This window comes from Nocardioides terrae, from assembly GCF_900112345.1.
GTDB classification, from domain to species: domain Bacteria; phylum Actinomycetota; class Actinomycetes; order Propionibacteriales; family Nocardioidaceae; genus Nocardioides; species Nocardioides terrae.
Window position 1 is genome coordinate 357,361 of sequence record NZ_FOLB01000002.1, and the last position, 17,544, is coordinate 374,904.

A 17,544-nucleotide genomic window follows, 5' to 3' on the forward strand; every position below is an offset into this window, starting at 1 on the left:
CGGTGGCTGACCCTAGGCGTCTGGGCCGGCGCCCTTGACCACCTCCAGCATCGTCACGCCGAGCCAGGGGCCGCCGTACCAGTAGCCCGCCCCGAGGGGCCGCGCCGCGCCACGGCCCAGGTGGGCGGCGTATGACCTCGCCATAGGCCACGGGTCGGCGACGAGCAGCCGTCCGCCCGGGCGCAGCACCCGGAGCGCCTCGTCGACCGCACGCAGCCGGCCGGCCGAGGAGGGGACGTTGTGGATCGCCATCGCGGCGGTCACCACGTCGAAGGAGCCGTCCGCGAACGGCAGACCGGTCATGTCCCCGGTGCGTACGTCCACCCGGTCGGCGACGCCGGCGGCGCGCGCATTGGCCAACGTCGCGTCGCGGCTGTTGCCGCTCTGATCAGCGGTCCACAGGTCGATCCCGGTGGCCCGGCCGGCCGGTAGCTTCCGGGCCGCGGCGACCAGGACGGCGCCGCGCCCGCAGCCGATGTCGAGCAGCCGCTCGTCGCCGTTCAGCCCGAGCCGGTCGAGCTCGCGCTCCCAGATGCGCAACTTCCCGCGCAGGGTGGTGTGCAGGTAGACCGCGGTCTGGCCGAGCAGACCGGCCGCGGCGAGCGCCAGGCCGACCCGGTGCCGTGGGCTGGCGACCGCCGCCGCGGCGCATGCGACGCCAGCCGCTCCGACGACCGCTGGGAGAGGAGCCGCGTCGACCCCGTACGGTGCCCACCTTCTACTGTTCTCTGACATACTGTCAAAGTTAGTGAAGTCTGACAGACTGTCAAGGGAAGGGACCGTAACCTGCCACCAATGGCCGACACCTCCGCGACCCGCATCCGCCGGCAGCGCTCGGACGCCCGGCGGAGCATCGACGCGATCCTCGACGCCGCGCGCAGCACCTTGGGCGACCGACCGGACGCGAGCATGGACGAGGTCGCCGCGGTTGCGGGCGTCGCCCGACAGACGGTCTACGCGCACTTCCCGTCCCGAGCCGCGCTGGTCGCGGCCCTCGTCGAGGCGGCGCGCACGGAGGGCCTGGCCACACTCGAAGCCGCCCGGCTCGACGACCTGCCTCCGGTCGAGGCGCTGGATGCGTTCCTGACGGTCAGCTGGGACCTCGTCCGCCGCTACCCGCTGCTGCTCGAGCCCGCGTTGAACAGGTCGCCGCGCACCGGCGGAGTGGACTCGCACGATGCCGTGCGGCCCGCGCTCGAGCGGATCCTGCGTCGCGGGCAGCGCCTCGGCGACTTCGACCGGGTCCTGCCGGCGGCGTGGCTCGCGACGGCGATCATCGAGCTCGGTCACGCCGCCGCCGACCAGGTCACGGCCGGGGCGCTCACGGTCCGCAAGGCGGAGGCTGCGCTGTGGGAGAGCGTGCTGAGGCTCTGCGGCCACCGGCCCTCCTGAGCCGGGTCCGCTCAGATCGTCACGTGGAGGATCCGGTCGGCCTCGCCGGAGCCTCGGCCGTCGCGGTTCGAGGTGCCGACCCAGAGCGACCCGTCCGGAGCCGCGGCCACCAGCCGGATCCGGCCATGGCCATCGAGCCACCTGCGCGACCTCCCGGTCGTCAGGTCGACCGACAGCACGCACTCGCCCTGCAGCGCGCCGAGGAAGGCGTGTCCGCCCACGATCGCGATGCCGCTCGGCGACGCCTCGTCGGTCGGCCACTGGGCGATCGGGTCGCGGAAGCCGCCCGCGCCGTCGGCGCCCTCGACGTCCGGCCAGCCGTAGTCGCCGCCCTTGACGATGCGGTTGAGCTCGTCGTACGCGTTCTCCCCGAACTCCGAGGCCCACAGCTGCCCCTCGTCGTCGAGGGCGAGGCCCTCCACGTTGCGGTGCCCGAGGGACCAGACCTCGTTGCCGAACGGGTTGGAGTCGGGTACGCCGCCCGTGTCGGTGATGCGCAGGACCTTGCCGTTGAGCGAGTCGCGGTCGGGTGCGTTCGAGCGGTCCTCGGCGTCGCCGGTCGAGACGAAGAGCGTCCCCTCGGGTGAGAACCGCAGGCCGCCGCCGTTGTGGTGGACGGAGGTGGCGATCCCGTCGAGGATCACCTCCGGGTCGCCCAGCGACCGGCCGTCGAAGCGCATCCGGACGACCCGGTTGTCGCCGGACGCCGAGTGGTACGCGTAGAGCCACTCTCCACCCGGGTGCAGCTCCAGGCCGAGCAGGCCGCCCTCGCCGCCGGAGTCGACGCTCGAGACCGAGCCCGGGACGGTGCCGATCCCGCGCGCCCGACCGGAGGCCACGTGGAGGACCCGAGCCGTGTCCCGCTCGCCCACGAGCGCGCTGCCGTCGGAGAGGAAGGCGATGCCCCACGGCACGGCCAGCCCCTCCGCGACCGTCCCTGCGATCCGGAGCCGAGCCGCTGCCGGGGTGGTCGGCGTCGCGGACGCGGTCGGACCGGCCGGCGTCGACGTGGGCATCGGGGTCGGCGGCGTCGTCGCGGGCGTCCGGGTCGACCGCGGCTCTGCGTCCGGCGACCCGCAGGCGGCCAGCAGCGACGTCAGGGCCGCCGCACGGAGAACCGTCCGGCGGGAGGCCGGCGCATCCATGGTTCGACGGTAGAGGACCGGCGCAAGAGCCGGGCTCAGCGCTCCAGGTCGGCCTCGTTGATCTCGTCGTCGAGCTCGAGGCGCGCCTCCGGCCGGTGGTGAAAGCGCCGATAGCTGTAGACGAGCAGCGCCAGCGCCAGCAGGCCGGAGATCTCCAGCGTGACGCCGGTCCAGGGACCACCGAGCAGCCACCAGGAGTCGGGCAGCGGCCACCAGCCGGGCGCCCCGGGGCCGACCAGCCACAGCACGCCAAAGCCGATGATCACCAGCGCCACGACCACCGAGAACAGGATCCGGGGCCACGTCTGGACGCTGTCGGCGGCGCCACGCAGCGCGCGCAGTCGCACGGGGTCGAGCCGCCGCCGCGCCCACTCGTACTCGCGGGCGAGCAGCGCCAACCCCGCGAAGAGCATCAGCAGCCCGGGCCCGGGCAGGACGAGGGCGGCGATGCCCGCGACCACGAGCAGCCAGCCGAGCGCCTCCAGGACCAGGCGCTTCGCCCCACCTCTCACACCGAGAGACTCGCAGATCAGGTCAAGGGCCCGGTCCCGACGGGCTGGTGCATGCCGCCATGATGGGTGCCATGACCTATGTCCCTGACCCGTCGCGCTACGACTCCCTCACCGCCGACGAGGGCGGCGGCAGGGTCGGTGCCATGCCCTACCGGCGAACCGGCCGGAGCGGCCTCTCGCTGCCCGCGGTCAGCCTCGGCCTGTGGCACAACTTCGGCGACGACATGCCGTTCGACCGGCAGCGCGAGATCCTGACGACCGCCTTCGACCTGGGCGTGACGCACTTCGACCTGGCCAACAACTACGGGCCGCCGTACGGCTCGGCGGAGGAGAACTTCGGCCGCCACCTGCGCACCGACTTCCGCGGACTGCGCGACGAGCTGGTCATCTCGAGCAAGGCGGGCTGGGACATGTGGCCGGGCCCCTACGGCCAGGTCGGCGGCTCGCGGAAGTACCTCGTCGCGTCGCTGGACCAGTCGCTGAAGCGGATGGGCCTCGACTACGTCGACATCTTCTACCACCACCGGCCCGACCCGGAGACGCCGCTGGAGGAGACGATGGGCGCGCTGGACGCGATCGTCCGCAGCGGCAAGGCGCTCTACGTCGGCATCAGCTCCTACAGCGCCGAGCTCACCCGGCAGGCGGCGGCGATCCTGAGCGACCTCGGCACGCCGCTGCTCATCCACCAGCCGTCGTACTCGATGCTCAACCGCTGGATCGAGACCGACGGGCTGCTCGACACCCTCGAGGACGTCGGCGCCGGCTGCATCGCGTTCTCGCCGCTGGCGCAGGGCATGCTGACCGACAAGTACCTGCGCGGCATCCCCGAGGGCTCGCGCGCGAGCCAGGGCAAGTCGCTCGACCCGGGCCTGATCAGCGACGAGGCGCGCCGGCACATCGGCGCCCTCAACGACATCGCCTCCTCGCGGGGACAGACGCTCGCCCAGCTGGCGCTGGCCTGGGCGCTGCGCGACCAGCGCGTGACGTCGGTGCTGGTCGGTGCGTCGAGCGCCGACCAGATCCGCGCGAACGTCGGCGCGGTCGCCGACCTGGCCTTCACCGACGACGAGCTCGCGGCGATCGAGGAGCACGCCGTGGACGGCGGGATCGACCTGTGGCGCGGGGCCCGCGAGTCGGCCGACTGACCGCATCAGAAATGGAGGGAACCCCTGGCGTCTCGGGTCACCAGGGGTTCCGAGGAAAAGATTGCCTGATCAACAACCCGCTTGTCATCCCTTCCGGAGGAAAAGTTCCAGAAGATGACGTTGGTCCTGAGTTGCGCTGGACCGTGGGGATGATCCGGCCGTAGTCGGCTCGGGTGGTCCACCTGGCCAGAAGGTCAGACGCCCTGGTCGCTCAAGCGACCAGGGCGTCTGACGTTGCGTCGAGCGGAGGGTCAGCTCTCGCCGTCCTCCAGGGCCCGGGCGACCCGGCGGTGGGCCTCCCAGATCTCCTCGGGCAGGCGCTTGAACTGGCTGAGGTGCTCCTCGCGGAAGCCCATCTCCTGCTTCCAGCGGTCGGTGTCGATCGTGAGGATCCGGTCGACGTCCTCGTCGCTGGCCTCGAGGCCGTCGAGGAGGAGCTCGTCCTTGGTCGGGATGATGCCGACGGGCGTCGCCCGACCCTTGACCTCGCCGTTCTTGAAGGCGACCAGCCACAGCAGCGCGCGGAGGTTGTCGCGGAAGCCGGGCCACAGGAAGTGGCCGTCCTCCGGGTCGCGCTGGAACCAGTTGACGTGCGCGAAGAGCGGGCCGTCAGTGGCCTGGCCGAGGATCTTCATCCAGTGGGCGGCGTAGTCGCCCTCCTCGTAGGACATGAACGGCCGCATCGACATCGGGTCGTAGCGCAGCTGACCGTCGACGCCCTCGGCGGCGAAGGTCGCCTCGGCGCCCAGGGTCATGCCGTCGTAGACGCCCTCGGCCAGGTCGGTGATCGCCCGGACCAGCGGCTCCCGGTCACGGGTGCGGCCGCCGAAGATGATGACGTCGACCGGGACGCCCTTGGGGTCGTCGTAGTCCGCCGCGATGTTGGGGACCTGGGAGAGCGAGGCGGTGAATCGGCTGTTCGGGTGCGCCCACGGCTCCTCGGCCTGGTCGGGGTTGCGCTCCGCGATCGGGAGCCCCTTCCAGTCCAGCCAGCCGTCGAGGTCCTCCGGCGGGTTGGGGGTCTTGGCCTCCCACCACACGTCGCCGGTCTTCTCGTTGTAGGCGACGTTGGTGAAGATCGCCCCGGAGCCCTCGGAGATCGCCTCGACCGCGTTGGGGTTGGTGCGCTCGTTGGTGTCGCGGGCGACACCGAAGACGCCGTTCTCCGGGTTGAAGGCGTAGGCGCGGCCGTCCTTCTCGTCGACCCAGATCCAGGCGATGTCGTCCCCGTAGAACTCGACGTAGTAACGGTCGCCGAGCGCATCGGGCGCCAGCGTCATCGCCAGGTTGGTCTTGCCCGAGGCGCTCGGGAAGCCACCGGCCACGTGGAACTTCCGGCCGGTCTCCTTGTCGACGATCCCGAGCAGCATGAACTGCTCGGCGAGGAACTTGCCCGACGCCCAGCCGTCGTACGCCGCCTGGCGCAGCCCGTGGGCGATCTTCCCGAGCAGCGCGTTGCCGCCGTAGGACGAGCCGAAGTGGAGGATCGTGCGCTCGTCGGCGACGGTCACGAAGTAGCGCTGGTCGTCCGGGGTGCCGTGACCGAGGTTCTCCAGGTCGCCCGTCACGTGGACCGCGCGCACGAAGGAGTTCGGGTCGGCCAGGTTGTTGATGTGGTCCACGCCGACCCGCGCCATCCGGATCATGTGGAGGACCACGGTCCGCTCGTCGGTGATCTGGACGCCGGCGGCGTACCGCTCGAGCGGGGAGCCCGGAGGAGCCATGAGGTAGGGGATGACGTACATCGTCTTGCCCTGCGAGGCGCCACGCATCTTGTCCGTGACGAGCCGCTTCATCTCGGCGGCCGGCCGCCAGTTGTTGTAGGTGCCCGCGTCCTCGGGGTTGTTGGTCGCGACGATCGTGCGCTCCTCGGACCGCGCGGTGTCCTTGTGGAAGCTGCGGCTGTAGTAGCGGTCCTCGCCCGACGGGAACAGCTGTCCCGCCTCCAGCGCCTCAGCCACCAGCCGGGCGTCGTCGGAGGCGTTCACGACCTCGACCGCGGAGGCTCCGGTCACCTCCGCCCAGTGCGCCACGTAGTCACGCACGAGGGGATTCTTGAGCCCCGCTTCGTCGAGAACCTTGTCCACGTCAACCATCAATTGAGCCCTTCAGATCCGCCGATGTGCCCGGCACGCTACCCGAATTGAAGAATCCTTCAAGTGGTGTACTGTCCCCGATCCTGAGGCCTTGATCACGTTCGGACGACTGGATCGATCCAATGGTGGTTTTGTTGTTTCGAACGCCTATTTGTGCTCGTCAGAGGCCACTTTCGGGATCCTGACGATATGCCGTGAGCGACCTGGAGAAGGGGGTGGCGGATGAAGGGCGGCGAGCCGTTGTACGACGCCAAGGCCGAGCTCTTCCGGCTCCTCGGCCACCCCGCGCGCATCCGCGTGCTCGAGCTCCTCCAGGACGGGCCGACGCCCGTCCGCGACCTGCTCGCCGAGCTGCGCGTGGAGCCGTCCTACCTCTCCCAGCAGCTCGCCGTTCTGCGTCGCGCCGGCATGGTCACCTCGACCCGGACCGGGTCGTCGGTCTACTACGAGCTGGCCACCCCCGAGGTCGGCGCTCTGCTCGATGCCGGTCGCGGGATCCTCACCGGAAAGCTCGGGACGGACTCCTACTCGGAGGTCAACAGCCGCGAGCCGGCCGAGGACGCGTAGGACACCTAGGTCGCGTTGACGTCGCGGGCCCGGGCGACGGCCAGCAGCCGGTCGTGCGCCCGTGCTGCGACGGGGTTGGCGTCCTTGCGGGCCGCGAGCTCGACCAGCGCGACCAGGTCGGCGCTGCGGGCGGTGTCGCGGACTGCGTCGGCGTGGGCGCCGGCCGGGTCGCCGCCACGGACATCGGTCCAGCCGCGCAGCACCGCGTCGGCGTACGCACGGTGGCGGTCGAAGCGGAGGAGGTTGCCGAGGTCGGTGTAGGGGTGGCCGGCGTGGGTGAACTCCCAGTCGAGGACGGCCGTCACCTCCAGCGTCCCGGGGTCGACGAGGACGTTCTTGGGGTTGAGGTCGCTGTGCACGAGGCTCACCCGGGGGATCTCGTCGAGGCGATCCTGCGCATCGCCCGCGACCTGGCGCAGTCCGGCCAGGTCGTCGTCCTCCCACGCCAGGGCCTCCTCGTGCTGTGCCACCCACTCCTCCAGCCCGAGGGGGAACGGGTCGATGCGCAGCCCGGCGTCGGCGAAGGTGCCCCGGGCGAGGAACGGCATCCCTGCGATCGTGCCGGCGATGCGCCCCAGCCGCTCGCCGAGGATCGCGAGGCGCTGGTCGTCGAGGGTCGGCAGCAGGAGGTCGCCTCGCTGCCCGCGAACGAACTCAGTGACCAGGAGGCCGGGTGCGCCCGCCTCCGGGTGGGCCCGGCGCACCTCCTTGACCTGTGGCACCGGCACGAGCCCGCGGACCAGGTGCAGCAGCGCCTCCTGGATCTCCGCGGCGTGCGGGTGGTGGTGCGGGCTCGCGAAGATCCGCACGACCGACCGCTCGCCGCCCGCCTCGGCCAGGAAGGTCTCGCCCGACCAGCCGCCCTCGAGCGGTGTGAGCGAGGAGGGAAGGTCCACCGCGCGACGGTATCCCGACGCGCGCGCCGGTGATGTCACAGGCCGCAGAGGCTGTCTCGTCCCGTGCCCGAAGGACTGATCGAGACAGAGGAGTGAGGAAGATGCGGGTGTTCGTGGCGGGCGGTACGGGCGTGATCGGCCGGCGGCTGGTTCCCGAGCTGGTCGGACGAGGTCACGAGATCACGGCGACGACGACCACGCCGGCGAAGCTCGGCCTGCTGGCCGACCTCGGTGCGACGGGCGTGGTCATGGACGGGTTGGACGCCGCGGCGGTCGGCGAGGCGGTGGCAGCGGCGGCGCCGGACGTCGTCGTCCACCAGATGACGGCGCTGTCGCAGACCCACGCGGGGAAGCCCAGCCTGAGGTCGGCGGAGCGCTTCTTCAGCGGCACCAACCGGCTCCGCAGCGAGGGTGTCGACCACCTGCTCGCCGCCGCGGCGGCGGCCGGTGTCCCGCACGTCGTCGCCCAGGGACACGCGAGCATGAACGGGCAGCGCCGGGGCGGGTGGGTCAAGACCGAGGAGGACCCGCTCGAGGAGCTCGAGGGCACCAGGGCGGTCCGCCACCTCGAGGAGGCCGTCCTCGGATTCGGCGGGGCGGTGCTGCGCTACGGCGGGTTCTACGGACCGGGCGCCAATGACGAGCAGGTCGAGCTCATCCGGAAGCGGATGTTCCCCATCGTCGGCGCCGGCACCGGCCACTTCTCGTGGATCCATGTCGACGACGCCGCCCACGCGACGGTGCTGGCGATCGAGCAGAAGGCGAGCGGCGTCCTCAACATCGTCGACGACGAGCCCGCGGCGGTCCGCGACTGGCTGCCCTACCTGGCCAAGCTCGCCGGCGCGAAGCCGCCGCGGCACCTGCCCGCCTGGCTCGCCAGGCTGATCGGGGGCGACATGATGGTCGGCATGATGACCGAGGGGCGCGGCTTCTCGAACGCGAAGGCGAAGCGCGAGCTCGGCTGGGTCCTGCAACACCCGTCGTGGCGCGAGGGTTTCGCCACCGAGCTGGCAGGTGGGCGCGGGTGACCCGGGTCGAGGAGTTCGAGGAGCTCCGGCCGCTGCTCTTCTCGATCGCCTACCGGATCCTCGGCAGCGTCGCCGAGGCCGAGGACGCCGTCCAGGACTCGTGGCTCCGCTACGACGCGGCCGGGACGACGCCCACCTCCGTCAAGGCCTACCTCTCCGCGGTCGTCACCCGGGTCTCGATCGACACGCTGCGGTCCGCGCGCCACCGTCGGGAGGAGTACGTCGGCGAGTGGCTGCCCGAGCCGCTGCTGGTCGACCCCTACGACGATCCGGAGCGCTCCGCCGAGCTGGCGGACTCGGTGTCGATGGCGGCGCTCCTCGTGATGGAGCGCCTGACGCCGCTCGAGCGCGCGGTGTTCGTGCTGAGGGACGTGTTCGCCCTCGACTTCGCCGACGTCGCCCTCGCGGTGGGGCGGTCCGAGGCGGCGTGCCGACAGCTCGCCGTGCGGGCGCGCCGCCACATGGAGGAGGGCCGCCCGCGCTTCGAAGCGGACCTCCGCGAGCGGGAGGAGCTCGCCGACCGGTTCCTCGACGCGCTGCGTGACGGCGACGTCGACGCGCTGAAGGAGCTGCTGGCGGCCGACGTCCAGATGGTCGGCGACGGTGGCGGCAAGGCGCCCGCGTTCGCCCGGGCGGTCGCCGGCGTCGACAACGTCGCGCGGGTCCTCGCCGTCAACGTCCCGCTGCTCGCGACCGTCGGCGCCAGCGTCGAGGCGCAGCGCGTCAACGGGCAGCCCGGCGCGCTCCTGCGCGATCGGGACTCCCGCGTGATCGGCGCGATCGCCCTCGACGTGCTGGACGGGCGGATCCAGACGATCCGGTCCGTGGTCAACCCCGACAAGCTGGGGCACCTCGGCCCGCTCGCCGACGCGTGGGCGGTCGACCGTGCGGTGAGGCTCGCGCGACACCAGGCCGACTGATCGGCCGAGATGTGGAGCCGCGGATCCAGCACGGGCGGTGGCTCGACGCGCGGGATGGACTAGGGACCGACCTCGAACTCGAAGGTCGCCGGGGATTCTCGGTCGTCTCGCACGGTCGCTGTTCCGGTCGGTGCTGCGGCGGGCACGTTCACCACGATCGAGAAGCCCATGTCCTTGCCACTCGGGCTGAAGTCGCCAAGCGCGTGCAACTCGCCTCCCGGCAGGGCGAGAGTGAGGTGCACAGGCGGCAGCGGCTTCAGCTGCTCGCGGATGCCCCCGGTGTCGTTGCAGGTGCTGGTGTACCCATGCCCATAGATGGTGATCGTGCCTCCGGGACGCACCGTCGGCACAGGGCCATGGAACGGGCCGCCCGGGGGGTGGTCGTTCAGGTACGGAGCAGCGCAGGATGCGCTCGAGGTCTCGTTCCTCTGATGAGTGTCCGATCCGTTGCTGCCACATCCTGCGCACAACAGCACCAGAGTCGTCGCGGCGAACAGTCGGATGCGGGGCCGCAGGCTCTTCATGTCCCTCCGACGGATCACCGCGCGTCCTGGTTCCACTGAGAGGTGTCTCGTCGGTCTACGTCCGCCGTCGCGTGATGTGGATCTTGCCGTTGGGTTGTCGTTCGCTGAGGTAGCGGGGGTCGTGGACGCGGTGGTGGTGGTGGCTGCAGAGCATGCGTCCGTTGGCGAGGTCGGTCCGTCCGCCGGCGGCCCACGGGTCCTCGTGGTGGGCTTTGGTCTTGCCCGGCTTTCACGGACAGATACTTGATTGTGCTGCGTAGTCGCGGGGTGCGACATAGCCGAGCGTCGAGTGACGGCGCCGGGTGTTGTACTCCCAGATGTAGCTGAAGAGGCGGGCTCGTGCCTCGGCTCGGGTGAACGGGGTGCCCTTGGGGTAGATCTCCTCGTTCTTGAACGAGGCGAACCAGGACTCCATCACGGCGTTGTCGTAACAGCTCTTGCGCTCACCGATCGAGATTCTCAGCCCGTTGCTGGCGGCAAGGGTGAGCCAGTCCCACGCGGTGAACTGGTAGCCGCGGTCAGAGTGGATCACGCAGCCCTTCGGCGGGCGGCGGACCTTGATCGCGTCGGCGAGGGCTTGGCGCGCGGTCTTTGGGCTTTCCTGCGGTGCGGTGGCCCAGCTGATGACCTCGCGGTTGAAGGCATCGAGGACCACGGCCGCCCACAGCCATCCTTGACCGGTTCGGATCTGGGTGACGTCGGTGAACCAGAGAGCGTCGGGCACCTCTGCCCCGAACCGACGTTGTACGAGGTCAACGACCTCGGGGCGACGTGCCGGCGGTGCCGCTCGGGCACGGGACTTGATCTTGCAGCGTGCCGCGCGGATCCCGTTGGCTCGCATGAGTCGTGCCACCCGATGCCGTCCGACACGGTGGTCGCGGGCCAGCAGCTCGCGGTAGATGCGTGGCGAGCCGTAGTAGCCGAACTCGGCGTGGATACGGGTGATCTCCTCGATCAAGACAAGGTCCTCAGCGGCCCGCCCGGCCGGATGTGTCATCCGATTGCGCCAGGCGTAGTAGCCGGACCGGGACACCCTGAGCACCCGACACATCACAGCGATCCTGACTTCTGGATCGGCGGCCTTCTCCGCGCTGATGTAGGCGTAGACCTCTACTGGTCCGCCCGACGTGCGAAGAAGGCCAGCGCTTTCCCAAGATGTCGAGCTCTTCCTCCTTGCGGGCTAACTCCTTCTCGAGACGTTGGATCTTGTCCTTGTCCGACTCGATGCTCCCGCCAGCACGAGCAGACGCGGCATCACGCCGATCAGCAGTCCTGACCCAGTTCGAGATCGACGTCGGCGAGATTGAACTCCTTGCCCAGGTCCATGAACGAGCGACCCTGACGGTGCAGCTCGACGATCTGGTCCTTGAACTCCTGCGAATAGGCCGTCATCACGACACCTTCCCGTGGCCCTACAACCACTGTGGCGGTGTCCGCTCAACCCGGGGAAGACCACTTCGCACCAGGCGGCGGGCATGTCGCAGCCCTCGGCCTGGCAGGTGCGCTGGTTGAGGATCATCGCCTTGACCTGGGCCGGGGTGAACAGTCGCTTCTCCCGGCCCAGGTCGAGGACCTCGCCTCTGCCGCCGAGCACGGCCGGAACGATCCCCGCGGTGCAGGCCAGCCGCCGGATCTGCGTGGCCGAGAGTGAGCCGCCGTACAGGGTGTCGCCGGCGATCAGCTCCCCGGTGGCCAGCTGCTCCCGGAGCGACGCCAGGGGGATCGTGACCAGGACGGTGGTGGCCCGCCCGCCGTGCTGCGGCAGGGTGGCCGGGTCGAGGCGCTCCAGCAGGGCACAGAACGCGGTGCCGAGGATCCGGGGATGGGGTCCCTCACCCCGCAGCTGGCCTTGTCGGGGTGAGGTGAAGGCGTCGAGGTAGGTCTTGAGCCGGGCCGCGGTGGCGTCGGGCACGACCGCGGTGATCCGGGTGGTGCCGTCCCCACCCGGCCGGAAGGTGAGCCGGGTCTTGCGTTGGGCGTCGGCCTCCTCGGCCTCCAGCTGCCGGGCGAGGACTTCGTCGGCGTGCTCGGGGTCGACGGAGTCCAGGACCCGTTCCCCCAGGATCCGCAGCTGCTTGGGGGTGTGGTGTGCGGCCAGCTCGACCAGCGCGACCTCGGCATGGGCGAGGGTGTCGGGGTCGAGGTCGTCGGGCAGCACGTCGAGGGCGCGGGCGATCACCAGGGCCTGGTCCAGGTGCACGGCCCCGTCGGCCATCCCCGCCCGCAGGATCTCGTAGCGGCGGTCCAGCGCTTCGGCCAGCCGCTGCTCGGCCCGGGCGGTCCGGATGTCACGGTGGTTGTGCGCCACCTGCCACGCCGCGACATCGCGGGCGGCGTCGGTCTGCGCGACCGCTGCCGCGGCCGCCATGACTCGCAGCTCCAGCTCGTCGAGCTGGGCGCGGGCAGCAGCGATCCCCTCCATCGCCACCGCCTGCACAGCCGGCTCCATGAACGTCGGGTTCACGCCGGCGACGTCCTTCAACCGGGCCCGCACATCGGCCACAGCCCCGAGCACGGGATGTGTGGCGGCGGGTTGGGCGGACATGGCGGGCGGCTTCCGAGAGGACCGATGAACTACATCGATCGTACACCTGTTCGAACGATGACGGAAGAGTCTGAAGCGACTGTTTCCGCAGGTCAGAGCCGCTTGGCATCCACAGGAACGGCATCGGTCGTGGACGGGACCTGGCCTCTCGTGTGACGGAAGCGACCACAGAGCCGATCAGAGAGTCCGTCCGCGCCATGACCGGCTCACGACCGACCGAAGGCCACCGACACGAGCGAGGAGGACCATAGAAGATGTGACCATCCTCGACCTGGCGATCCCGGTCATCGCCGCGCCCATGGCCGGAGGTCCGACCACGCCGGACCTGGTCGTCGCGGCGAGCGAAGCGGGCGGGCTCGGGTTCCTCGCCGCGGGCTACAAGACACCAGAGGCCCTGGCGGACCACATCAACGACGTCCGCAGCCGGACGGACACCTTCGGCGTCAACCTCTTCGCGCCCCGCCCCGTCCCGGTCGACCCGGCCGCCTATGCGGCCTATCGGGAGCGCATCAGGGCCGATGCCGAGCGACTCCAAGCCGACGTACCCGAGGTGCCACGCGAGGACGACGACGCCTGGGCCGCGAAGCTCGGCCTGCTCGTGGCCGACCCGGTCCCGCTGGTGTCCTTCACGTTCGGCATCCCGAGCGCACGCGAGATCAAGCGCCTGCGAGACGTCGGGACCATCACCGCACAGACGGTCACCACCGCCGACGAGGCCAGGGCCGGCGCCGAGGCCGGCGTCGACCTGCTCGTCGTGCAGGCGCCGGCGGCAGGTGGGCACTCGGGCACCCTCTCCCCCGCCCGGATCCCGCGCGACCGTCCGCTCAACGACCTCGTCGCCGAGATCGCCGCGACCACCGTCCTGCCCCTGATCGCCGCGGGCGGGATCATGACGAGCGCCGACGCACGCGCCGCACTCGACCACGGAGCGAGTGCGGTCGCCGTCGGCACCGCCCTGCTTCTCGCCCCGGAAGCCGGTACGTCGGCCGCGCACCGAGACGCCCTGCTCGGCCCCGACCGCGGGCCGACGGTGATGACGCGCGCGTTCAGCGGCCGACCGGCCCGGGCGATCCCCAACGCGTTCCTGACGGAGCACCACGAGGAGGCGCCGAGCGGTTACCCGGCGATCCACCACCTGACCAGCCCGATGCGGAAGGCGGCGGCCGCAGCGGGTGATCCCGAGCACGTCAACCTGTGGGCCGGCGCCGGCTATCGCCAGGCCCGGGAGCGGCCCGCCGCCGACACCCTGCGCGCCATCGCCGCCGGCCTGTGAGGACGGCCCCCGTCGTACGGCCCGGCGACCAGCGGAGGATCATGCAGACCAGAGAGGAGCACACATGATCGAGAAGGTAGGCGTCATCGGCGGCGGCCTGATGGGGTCGGGCATCACCGAGGTCTGCGCCCGCGCAGGCCTGGACACCGTCGTGGTCGAGGTGACCGAGGAGGCCGCGCAGGCCGCGCGCGCCAAGGTCACCGGCAGCCTCAGCAAGGCGCAGAGCCGCGGCAAGATCACCGAGCAGGACGTCTCCGAGACGCTCGAGCGGATCGTCTTCACGACCGAGCTCGGCCAGCTGAAGGACCGCGACCTGGTCGTCGAGGCGGCCAGCGAGCGCGAGGACATCAAGCTCGACCTCTTCAAGCAGGTCGGCGCGCTGCTGGAGAAGGACGACGCGATCCTCGCCTCCAACACCAGCAGCATCCCGATCGTCAAGCTCGGCGCCGTCTCCGGCCGCGCCGGCAGCGTGATGGGCGTGCACTTCTTCAACCCCGCGCCGGTCATGCAGCTCGTCGAGCTCATCCCGAGCCTCACCACCAGCCCGCAGACCATGGAGCGGATGCAGCACTTCGTCGGCGAGACGCTCGGGAAGCAGCCCATCGAGGCGACCGACCGCGCCGGGTTCGTCGTCAACAGCCTGCTGGTCCCCTACCTGCTGAGCGCGATCCGGATGTACGAGGCCGGCTACGCCTCCGCTGCCGACATCGACAAGGGCATGGTGCTCGGCTGCGGCCACCCGATGGGCCCGCTCGCGCTCTCCGACCTCATCGGCCTCGACACGATCCGCGCGATCGGGATCTCGATGTACGACGAGTTCAAGGAGCCGCTCTACTCCCCTCCGCCGCTGCTCGACCGGATGGTCGACGCCGGCCTGCTCGGCAAGAAGAGCGGCCACGGGTTCTACGCCTACTGATGGTGGTGGAGCACCGGGACGGCGTACGCCGGGCCGGGTCGCACCGCCCAGCGGTCGGGATCACACGGCGCCGAATGAGCAACCCGGCTCCAAGAGCGGGAGAATGGAGCACGTGAGCTCACCGCAGCCGCCGGCCCGTCCGCGCCACCTGATGGATCCGAACAACCCGGTTCGGACCGTCAACGACCGCTCCCTGACCAACGTTCAGCGCTGGGTCGCGTCGGTCCTGGCGGTCTTCACGATCATCCACCTCGCCATCGGCATCGCCATCGCGGGCAACGTGGTCCGCGAGGACGCCACCGCCGCCCGCATCGGGCTCTGCGTCATCGCCGGAGCGTTCGGCGTCATCGCGGTGGCCGTCGGCTTCGCCATCCACGGCAAGAAGCCGCACACCTGGCCCTACGCTCCGTGGCTCCTGCTCGGCCTCCTCCCGGGCGCGGTCGGCCTCTTCTTCGCCTTGCGCTGAGCCGAGTGCGCAGAGGAGAGCAGAGCCGCACAGCCGCTAACCGAAGCCGTTGAGCCGGTCCACGACCCCGAACAGGTCGCCCTGGTCGTAAAAGTCGACGGCGACGAAGTTCGGCAGCATCCCGCGCTCCTTGCGGCAGGCGTCGGCCCGCGTGCCGAGGACGCTGGCGGCGTTCACCCGCCCGGCGTTGGTGACCTCCGCCGACTTGTCGGTCACCCAGTGGTTGAGCAGCAGCAGCGGCGCATCCGCGTGGCCGCGGTTCAGCGCGCAGGTGTCCGGGCCGTCGATGAGCGCCGCCGGCGTGCGGAACAGGAACGGGGTGTCCTGGATCCAGTCGAAGCCCTGCAGCAGCCAGGGGTACGCCGACCCGCCGCCGTGCCGCTCCATGAGGACGACGAGCCGCTTGCCGGACTCGACCATCTGGCCGAGCGTCGGCCACGGGTCTCCGGCGACCGGCTCGTAGACGTCCGGCAGCAGACCCGCCTGCTCGATGAGTGCGGCCGTGTCCGCCGGGCTGACCTCGTCCTGCACGACGAGCGTGACCACCTCCCGCGGGTGTGCGTCGAGCCACGACCGCATCCCCGTGAGGCTTGACGCCCACGACGTCGACCCGATCTCGCACAGACCGTGGCAGAGGTAGGACTCCTGGGGGCCGCGGGGGTTCAGACCGGCCGCGCCGACGAGCCGCAGCGCGCTGGCGACCGACGAGGCGCCGAAGGCCTGGTCGGCCTCGGCGACGGCCCGGTCCCGTGCCTCGCCGACCGTGGTGACGACGCTCGGTCGGTCGGTGGCGCGTCCGTACCAGCTGTCGATGAGCAGGGCCCGGATCCCGGCGTCGAGCTGGTCGACGATGCCGTCGGGCTGCTCCGGGAAGAACCAGCCAGGCTCGCTCGCGGCAGCCATGGAGTTGTGGGTCGCCGGGAAGGCGACCTCGTCGTAGCGGCGGTCGCAGAGCTCGACGTGCCCGTTGCAGCCCTCACTGTCGGAGACGGCACGGGTGGCCTGGAGGTGGTGGTCGCCCGGCCAGGCGCCGACGACCACTCCGACCAGGAGGACCACCGCAGCGACGAGCGCCCACGTGCGAGCGACGGGCGCGTGGGCCAGCGTCACCAGGGCCGTCCCGACCCCTCCGACGAGCAGCCCCAGACCGACCACCCACAGCAGCGCGAGGGCCACCCGCGCCGGGTCGGTGACGAGCGCGAGCCCCAGCACGATCGCCAGCGTCGCCCAGAGCAGGGTGCGCGACCGCTCGGTGCGGGGCGCCGACACGAGGGTGAGCAGCAGGCCCACCCCCACCGTCACGGCCGCGGTGGCCCAGAAGCGGCCGGCGAGCTGGTCCCACACCGCCGCACGGACGGCGCCGTCCAGGGTGTCCCGGTCGGCGCGGCCGACCACGGCGGCGGTGAGGACGAGCAGCGCCGCCAACCCTGCACCGGCCGCGAGCATGCCGCGGCCGACGTCGACCGCCACCGTCCGGAGGCGACGCTCGCGCGGTCCGAGCAGCCCGGGCGTGATGAGGAGGAGCAGCGCGAGGAGCGGCGCCAGCCAGGACAGCAGTCGGACCAGGTGGACGGGTGCGACGGCCGTCGTACCCCACGTGCCCGCGCCGATGTCGGAGAGCCGCACGTCCAGGTCCGCGGGGAGGGCGACCGTGCTCTGGGGAGCGAGCGCCGTGATCCCGGCGACCACGACGGCCGCGGCGTCGGCGAGCCGGAGGACGACCGGATCGTCGTCGCCGAGCAGGAGCGCGTTGTAGAGCGGCGACACGCTGCGACGGACGAGGGGGCCGAGGGCACTGCTCGAGACGACCCCTGTCGCGGTGGCCTCCACCAACGGTCGCAACGCCACCAGGTCGGGCTGCTCGCGCAGGATCCGGGTCGTGAGCAGGCGGCCGAGCTGGCGGGCCACGTCGGGATCCGTGCGCACCGCGTCCGCGTGGGCGGCGAAGCGATCGGCGTCCAGGACCTCGCGGTTGACCACCCCGGCCACCGTGCCGACCAGCAGCAGGAGGGATCCGAGGCCCAGGACGACCGTGCGCACCAGTCGAGGCACCTGCTCAGCGTGGCGGCACCGGGCCGCGCGCGCAACCGTCGTCGAGTAGTTCCTAGGACGTCCATCT

General features: G+C 71.2%; 16 protein-coding genes and 2 pseudogenes. 8 read left to right on the plus strand and 10 right to left on the minus strand.

The window, feature by feature from the left end:
- Positions 1–12: 12 nt before the first annotated feature.
- A complete protein-coding gene (locus tag BM236_RS04460) occupies positions 13–735 on the minus strand; it encodes a class I SAM-dependent methyltransferase (RefSeq protein WP_091120643.1) in 723 nt (240 codons plus the stop codon).
- 60 nt (positions 736–795) lie between these two features.
- Between BM236_RS04460 and BM236_RS04465 the strand changes: the two genes are divergently transcribed.
- On the plus strand, positions 796–1,392 hold the full coding sequence (locus BM236_RS04465) for a TetR/AcrR family transcriptional regulator (RefSeq protein ID WP_091120645.1): 597 nt from the start codon (positions 796–798) through the stop codon (positions 1,390–1,392).
- An 11-nt stretch (positions 1,393–1,403) separates the two neighbouring features.
- Here BM236_RS04465 and BM236_RS04470 read toward each other — a convergent pair whose 3' ends face one another.
- Positions 1,404–2,537 (minus strand): PQQ-dependent sugar dehydrogenase, encoded by a 1,134-nt coding sequence (locus BM236_RS04470; protein ID WP_091120647.1) that lies wholly within the window; start codon positions 2,535–2,537, stop codon positions 1,404–1,406.
- 35 nt (positions 2,538–2,572) lie between these two features.
- Positions 2,573–3,049, minus strand: coding sequence for a PGPGW domain-containing protein (locus tag BM236_RS04475; RefSeq protein WP_091120650.1), 477 nt, complete (start codon positions 3,047–3,049; stop codon positions 2,573–2,575).
- A gap of 71 nt (positions 3,050–3,120) precedes the next feature.
- On the opposite strand from BM236_RS04475, the gene mgrA reads away from it, so the two are divergent.
- Entirely contained in the window at positions 3,121–4,194 is a 1,074-nt protein-coding gene (mgrA, locus tag BM236_RS04480; RefSeq protein WP_091120653.1) for an L-glyceraldehyde 3-phosphate reductase, read from the plus strand.
- 251 nt (positions 4,195–4,445) lie between these two features.
- Here mgrA and BM236_RS04485 read toward each other — a convergent pair whose 3' ends face one another.
- Entirely contained in the window at positions 4,446–6,290 is a 1,845-nt protein-coding gene (locus BM236_RS04485) for a phosphoenolpyruvate carboxykinase (GTP) (RefSeq protein WP_091120654.1), read from the minus strand.
- 222 nt (positions 6,291–6,512) lie between these two features.
- On the opposite strand from BM236_RS04485, the gene BM236_RS04490 reads away from it, so the two are divergent.
- On the plus strand, positions 6,513–6,857 hold the full coding sequence (locus tag BM236_RS04490; RefSeq protein WP_091120657.1) for an ArsR/SmtB family transcription factor: 345 nt from the start codon (positions 6,513–6,515) through the stop codon (positions 6,855–6,857).
- Positions 6,858–6,862: 5 nt separating this feature from the next.
- Here BM236_RS04490 and BM236_RS04495 read toward each other — a convergent pair whose 3' ends face one another.
- Positions 6,863–7,753 (minus strand): phosphotransferase family protein, encoded by an 891-nt coding sequence (locus tag BM236_RS04495; RefSeq protein ID WP_091120658.1) that lies wholly within the window; start codon positions 7,751–7,753, stop codon positions 6,863–6,865.
- A gap of 101 nt (positions 7,754–7,854) precedes the next feature.
- On the opposite strand from BM236_RS04495, the gene BM236_RS04500 reads away from it, so the two are divergent.
- Positions 7,855–8,781, plus strand: coding sequence for an NAD-dependent epimerase/dehydratase family protein (locus BM236_RS04500; protein WP_091120661.1), 927 nt, complete (start codon positions 7,855–7,857; stop codon positions 8,779–8,781).
- The gene (locus BM236_RS04505; RefSeq protein ID WP_091120662.1) at positions 8,778–9,701 is read left to right on the plus strand and encodes an RNA polymerase sigma-70 factor; all 924 of its coding nucleotides are present in this window, start codon (positions 8,778–8,780) and stop codon (positions 9,699–9,701) included. Before BM236_RS04500 ends, BM236_RS04505 begins: the two co-directional genes overlap by 4 nt.
- 59 nt (positions 9,702–9,760) lie before the next feature.
- On the opposite strand, the gene BM236_RS18635 is transcribed toward BM236_RS04505, so the two are convergent.
- The 4 genes and pseudogenes from BM236_RS18635 to BM236_RS04520 all read right to left on the minus strand — a co-directional run bounded on the left by BM236_RS18635 (position 9,761) and on the right by BM236_RS04520 (position 12,770).
- Positions 9,761–10,225, minus strand: coding sequence for a hypothetical protein (locus BM236_RS18635; protein ID WP_139230022.1), 465 nt, complete (start codon positions 10,223–10,225; stop codon positions 9,761–9,763).
- A 55-nt stretch (positions 10,226–10,280) separates the two neighbouring features.
- A pseudogene (locus BM236_RS19480) lies at positions 10,281–10,427 on the minus strand (HNH endonuclease signature motif containing protein); the annotation flags it as partial.
- A 27-nt stretch (positions 10,428–10,454) separates the two neighbouring features.
- Positions 10,455–11,330 (minus strand): annotated as a pseudogene (locus BM236_RS04515) (IS3 family transposase); the annotation flags it as partial.
- 75 nt (positions 11,331–11,405) lie between these two features.
- On the minus strand, positions 11,406–12,770 hold the full coding sequence (locus BM236_RS04520; RefSeq protein ID WP_091120669.1) for a DUF222 domain-containing protein: 1,365 nt from the start codon (positions 12,768–12,770) through the stop codon (positions 11,406–11,408).
- A gap of 256 nt (positions 12,771–13,026) precedes the next feature.
- On the opposite strand from BM236_RS04520, the gene BM236_RS04525 reads away from it, so the two are divergent.
- The 3 genes from BM236_RS04525 to BM236_RS04535 all read left to right on the plus strand — a co-directional run bounded on the left by BM236_RS04525 (position 13,027) and on the right by BM236_RS04535 (position 15,425).
- A complete protein-coding gene (locus BM236_RS04525; protein ID WP_245750127.1) occupies positions 13,027–14,043 on the plus strand; it encodes an NAD(P)H-dependent flavin oxidoreductase in 1,017 nt (338 codons plus the stop codon).
- 67 nt (positions 14,044–14,110) lie between these two features.
- Positions 14,111–14,959, plus strand: a complete 849-nt coding sequence (locus tag BM236_RS04530) for a 3-hydroxybutyryl-CoA dehydrogenase (RefSeq protein ID WP_281247621.1) — start codon at positions 14,111–14,113, stop codon at positions 14,957–14,959.
- A 103-nt stretch (positions 14,960–15,062) separates the two neighbouring features.
- Entirely contained in the window at positions 15,063–15,425 is a 363-nt protein-coding gene (locus BM236_RS04535; protein ID WP_175507545.1) for a hypothetical protein, read from the plus strand.
- Between the two features lie 36 nt (positions 15,426–15,461).
- On the opposite strand, the gene BM236_RS04540 is transcribed toward BM236_RS04535, so the two are convergent.
- Positions 15,462–17,477: a phosphoinositide-specific phospholipase C-related protein gene (locus BM236_RS04540; protein WP_139230024.1), complete on the minus strand. Its 2,016-nt coding sequence runs from the start codon at positions 17,475–17,477 to the stop codon at positions 15,462–15,464.
- Positions 17,478–17,544 lie beyond the last annotated feature (67 nt).

Coding starts and splice junctions, on each gene's coding strand:
- BM236_RS04500 (WP_091120661.1), top strand. CDS start 7,855: ATGCGGGTGTTCGTGGCGGGCGGTACGGGCGTGATCGGCCGGCGGCTG.
- mgrA (WP_091120653.1), top strand. CDS start 3,121: ATGACCTATGTCCCTGACCCGTCGCGCTACGACTCCCTCACCGCCGAC.
- BM236_RS04470 (WP_091120647.1), bottom strand. CDS start 2,537: ATGGATGCGCCGGCCTCCCGCCGGACGGTTCTCCGTGCGGCGGCCCTG.
- BM236_RS18635 (WP_139230022.1), bottom strand. CDS start 10,225: ATGAAGAGCCTGCGGCCCCGCATCCGACTGTTCGCCGCGACGACTCTG.
- BM236_RS04465 (WP_091120645.1), top strand. CDS start 796: ATGGCCGACACCTCCGCGACCCGCATCCGCCGGCAGCGCTCGGACGCC.
- BM236_RS04460 (WP_091120643.1), bottom strand. CDS start 735: ATGTCAGAGAACAGTAGAAGGTGGGCACCGTACGGGGTCGACGCGGCT.
- BM236_RS04490 (WP_091120657.1), top strand. CDS start 6,513: ATGAAGGGCGGCGAGCCGTTGTACGACGCCAAGGCCGAGCTCTTCCGG.
- BM236_RS04520 (WP_091120669.1), bottom strand. CDS start 12,770: ATGTCCGCCCAACCCGCCGCCACACATCCCGTGCTCGGGGCTGTGGCC.
- BM236_RS04535 (WP_175507545.1), top strand. CDS start 15,063: ATGGAGCACGTGAGCTCACCGCAGCCGCCGGCCCGTCCGCGCCACCTG.
- BM236_RS04485 (WP_091120654.1), bottom strand. CDS start 6,290: ATGGTTGACGTGGACAAGGTTCTCGACGAAGCGGGGCTCAAGAATCCC.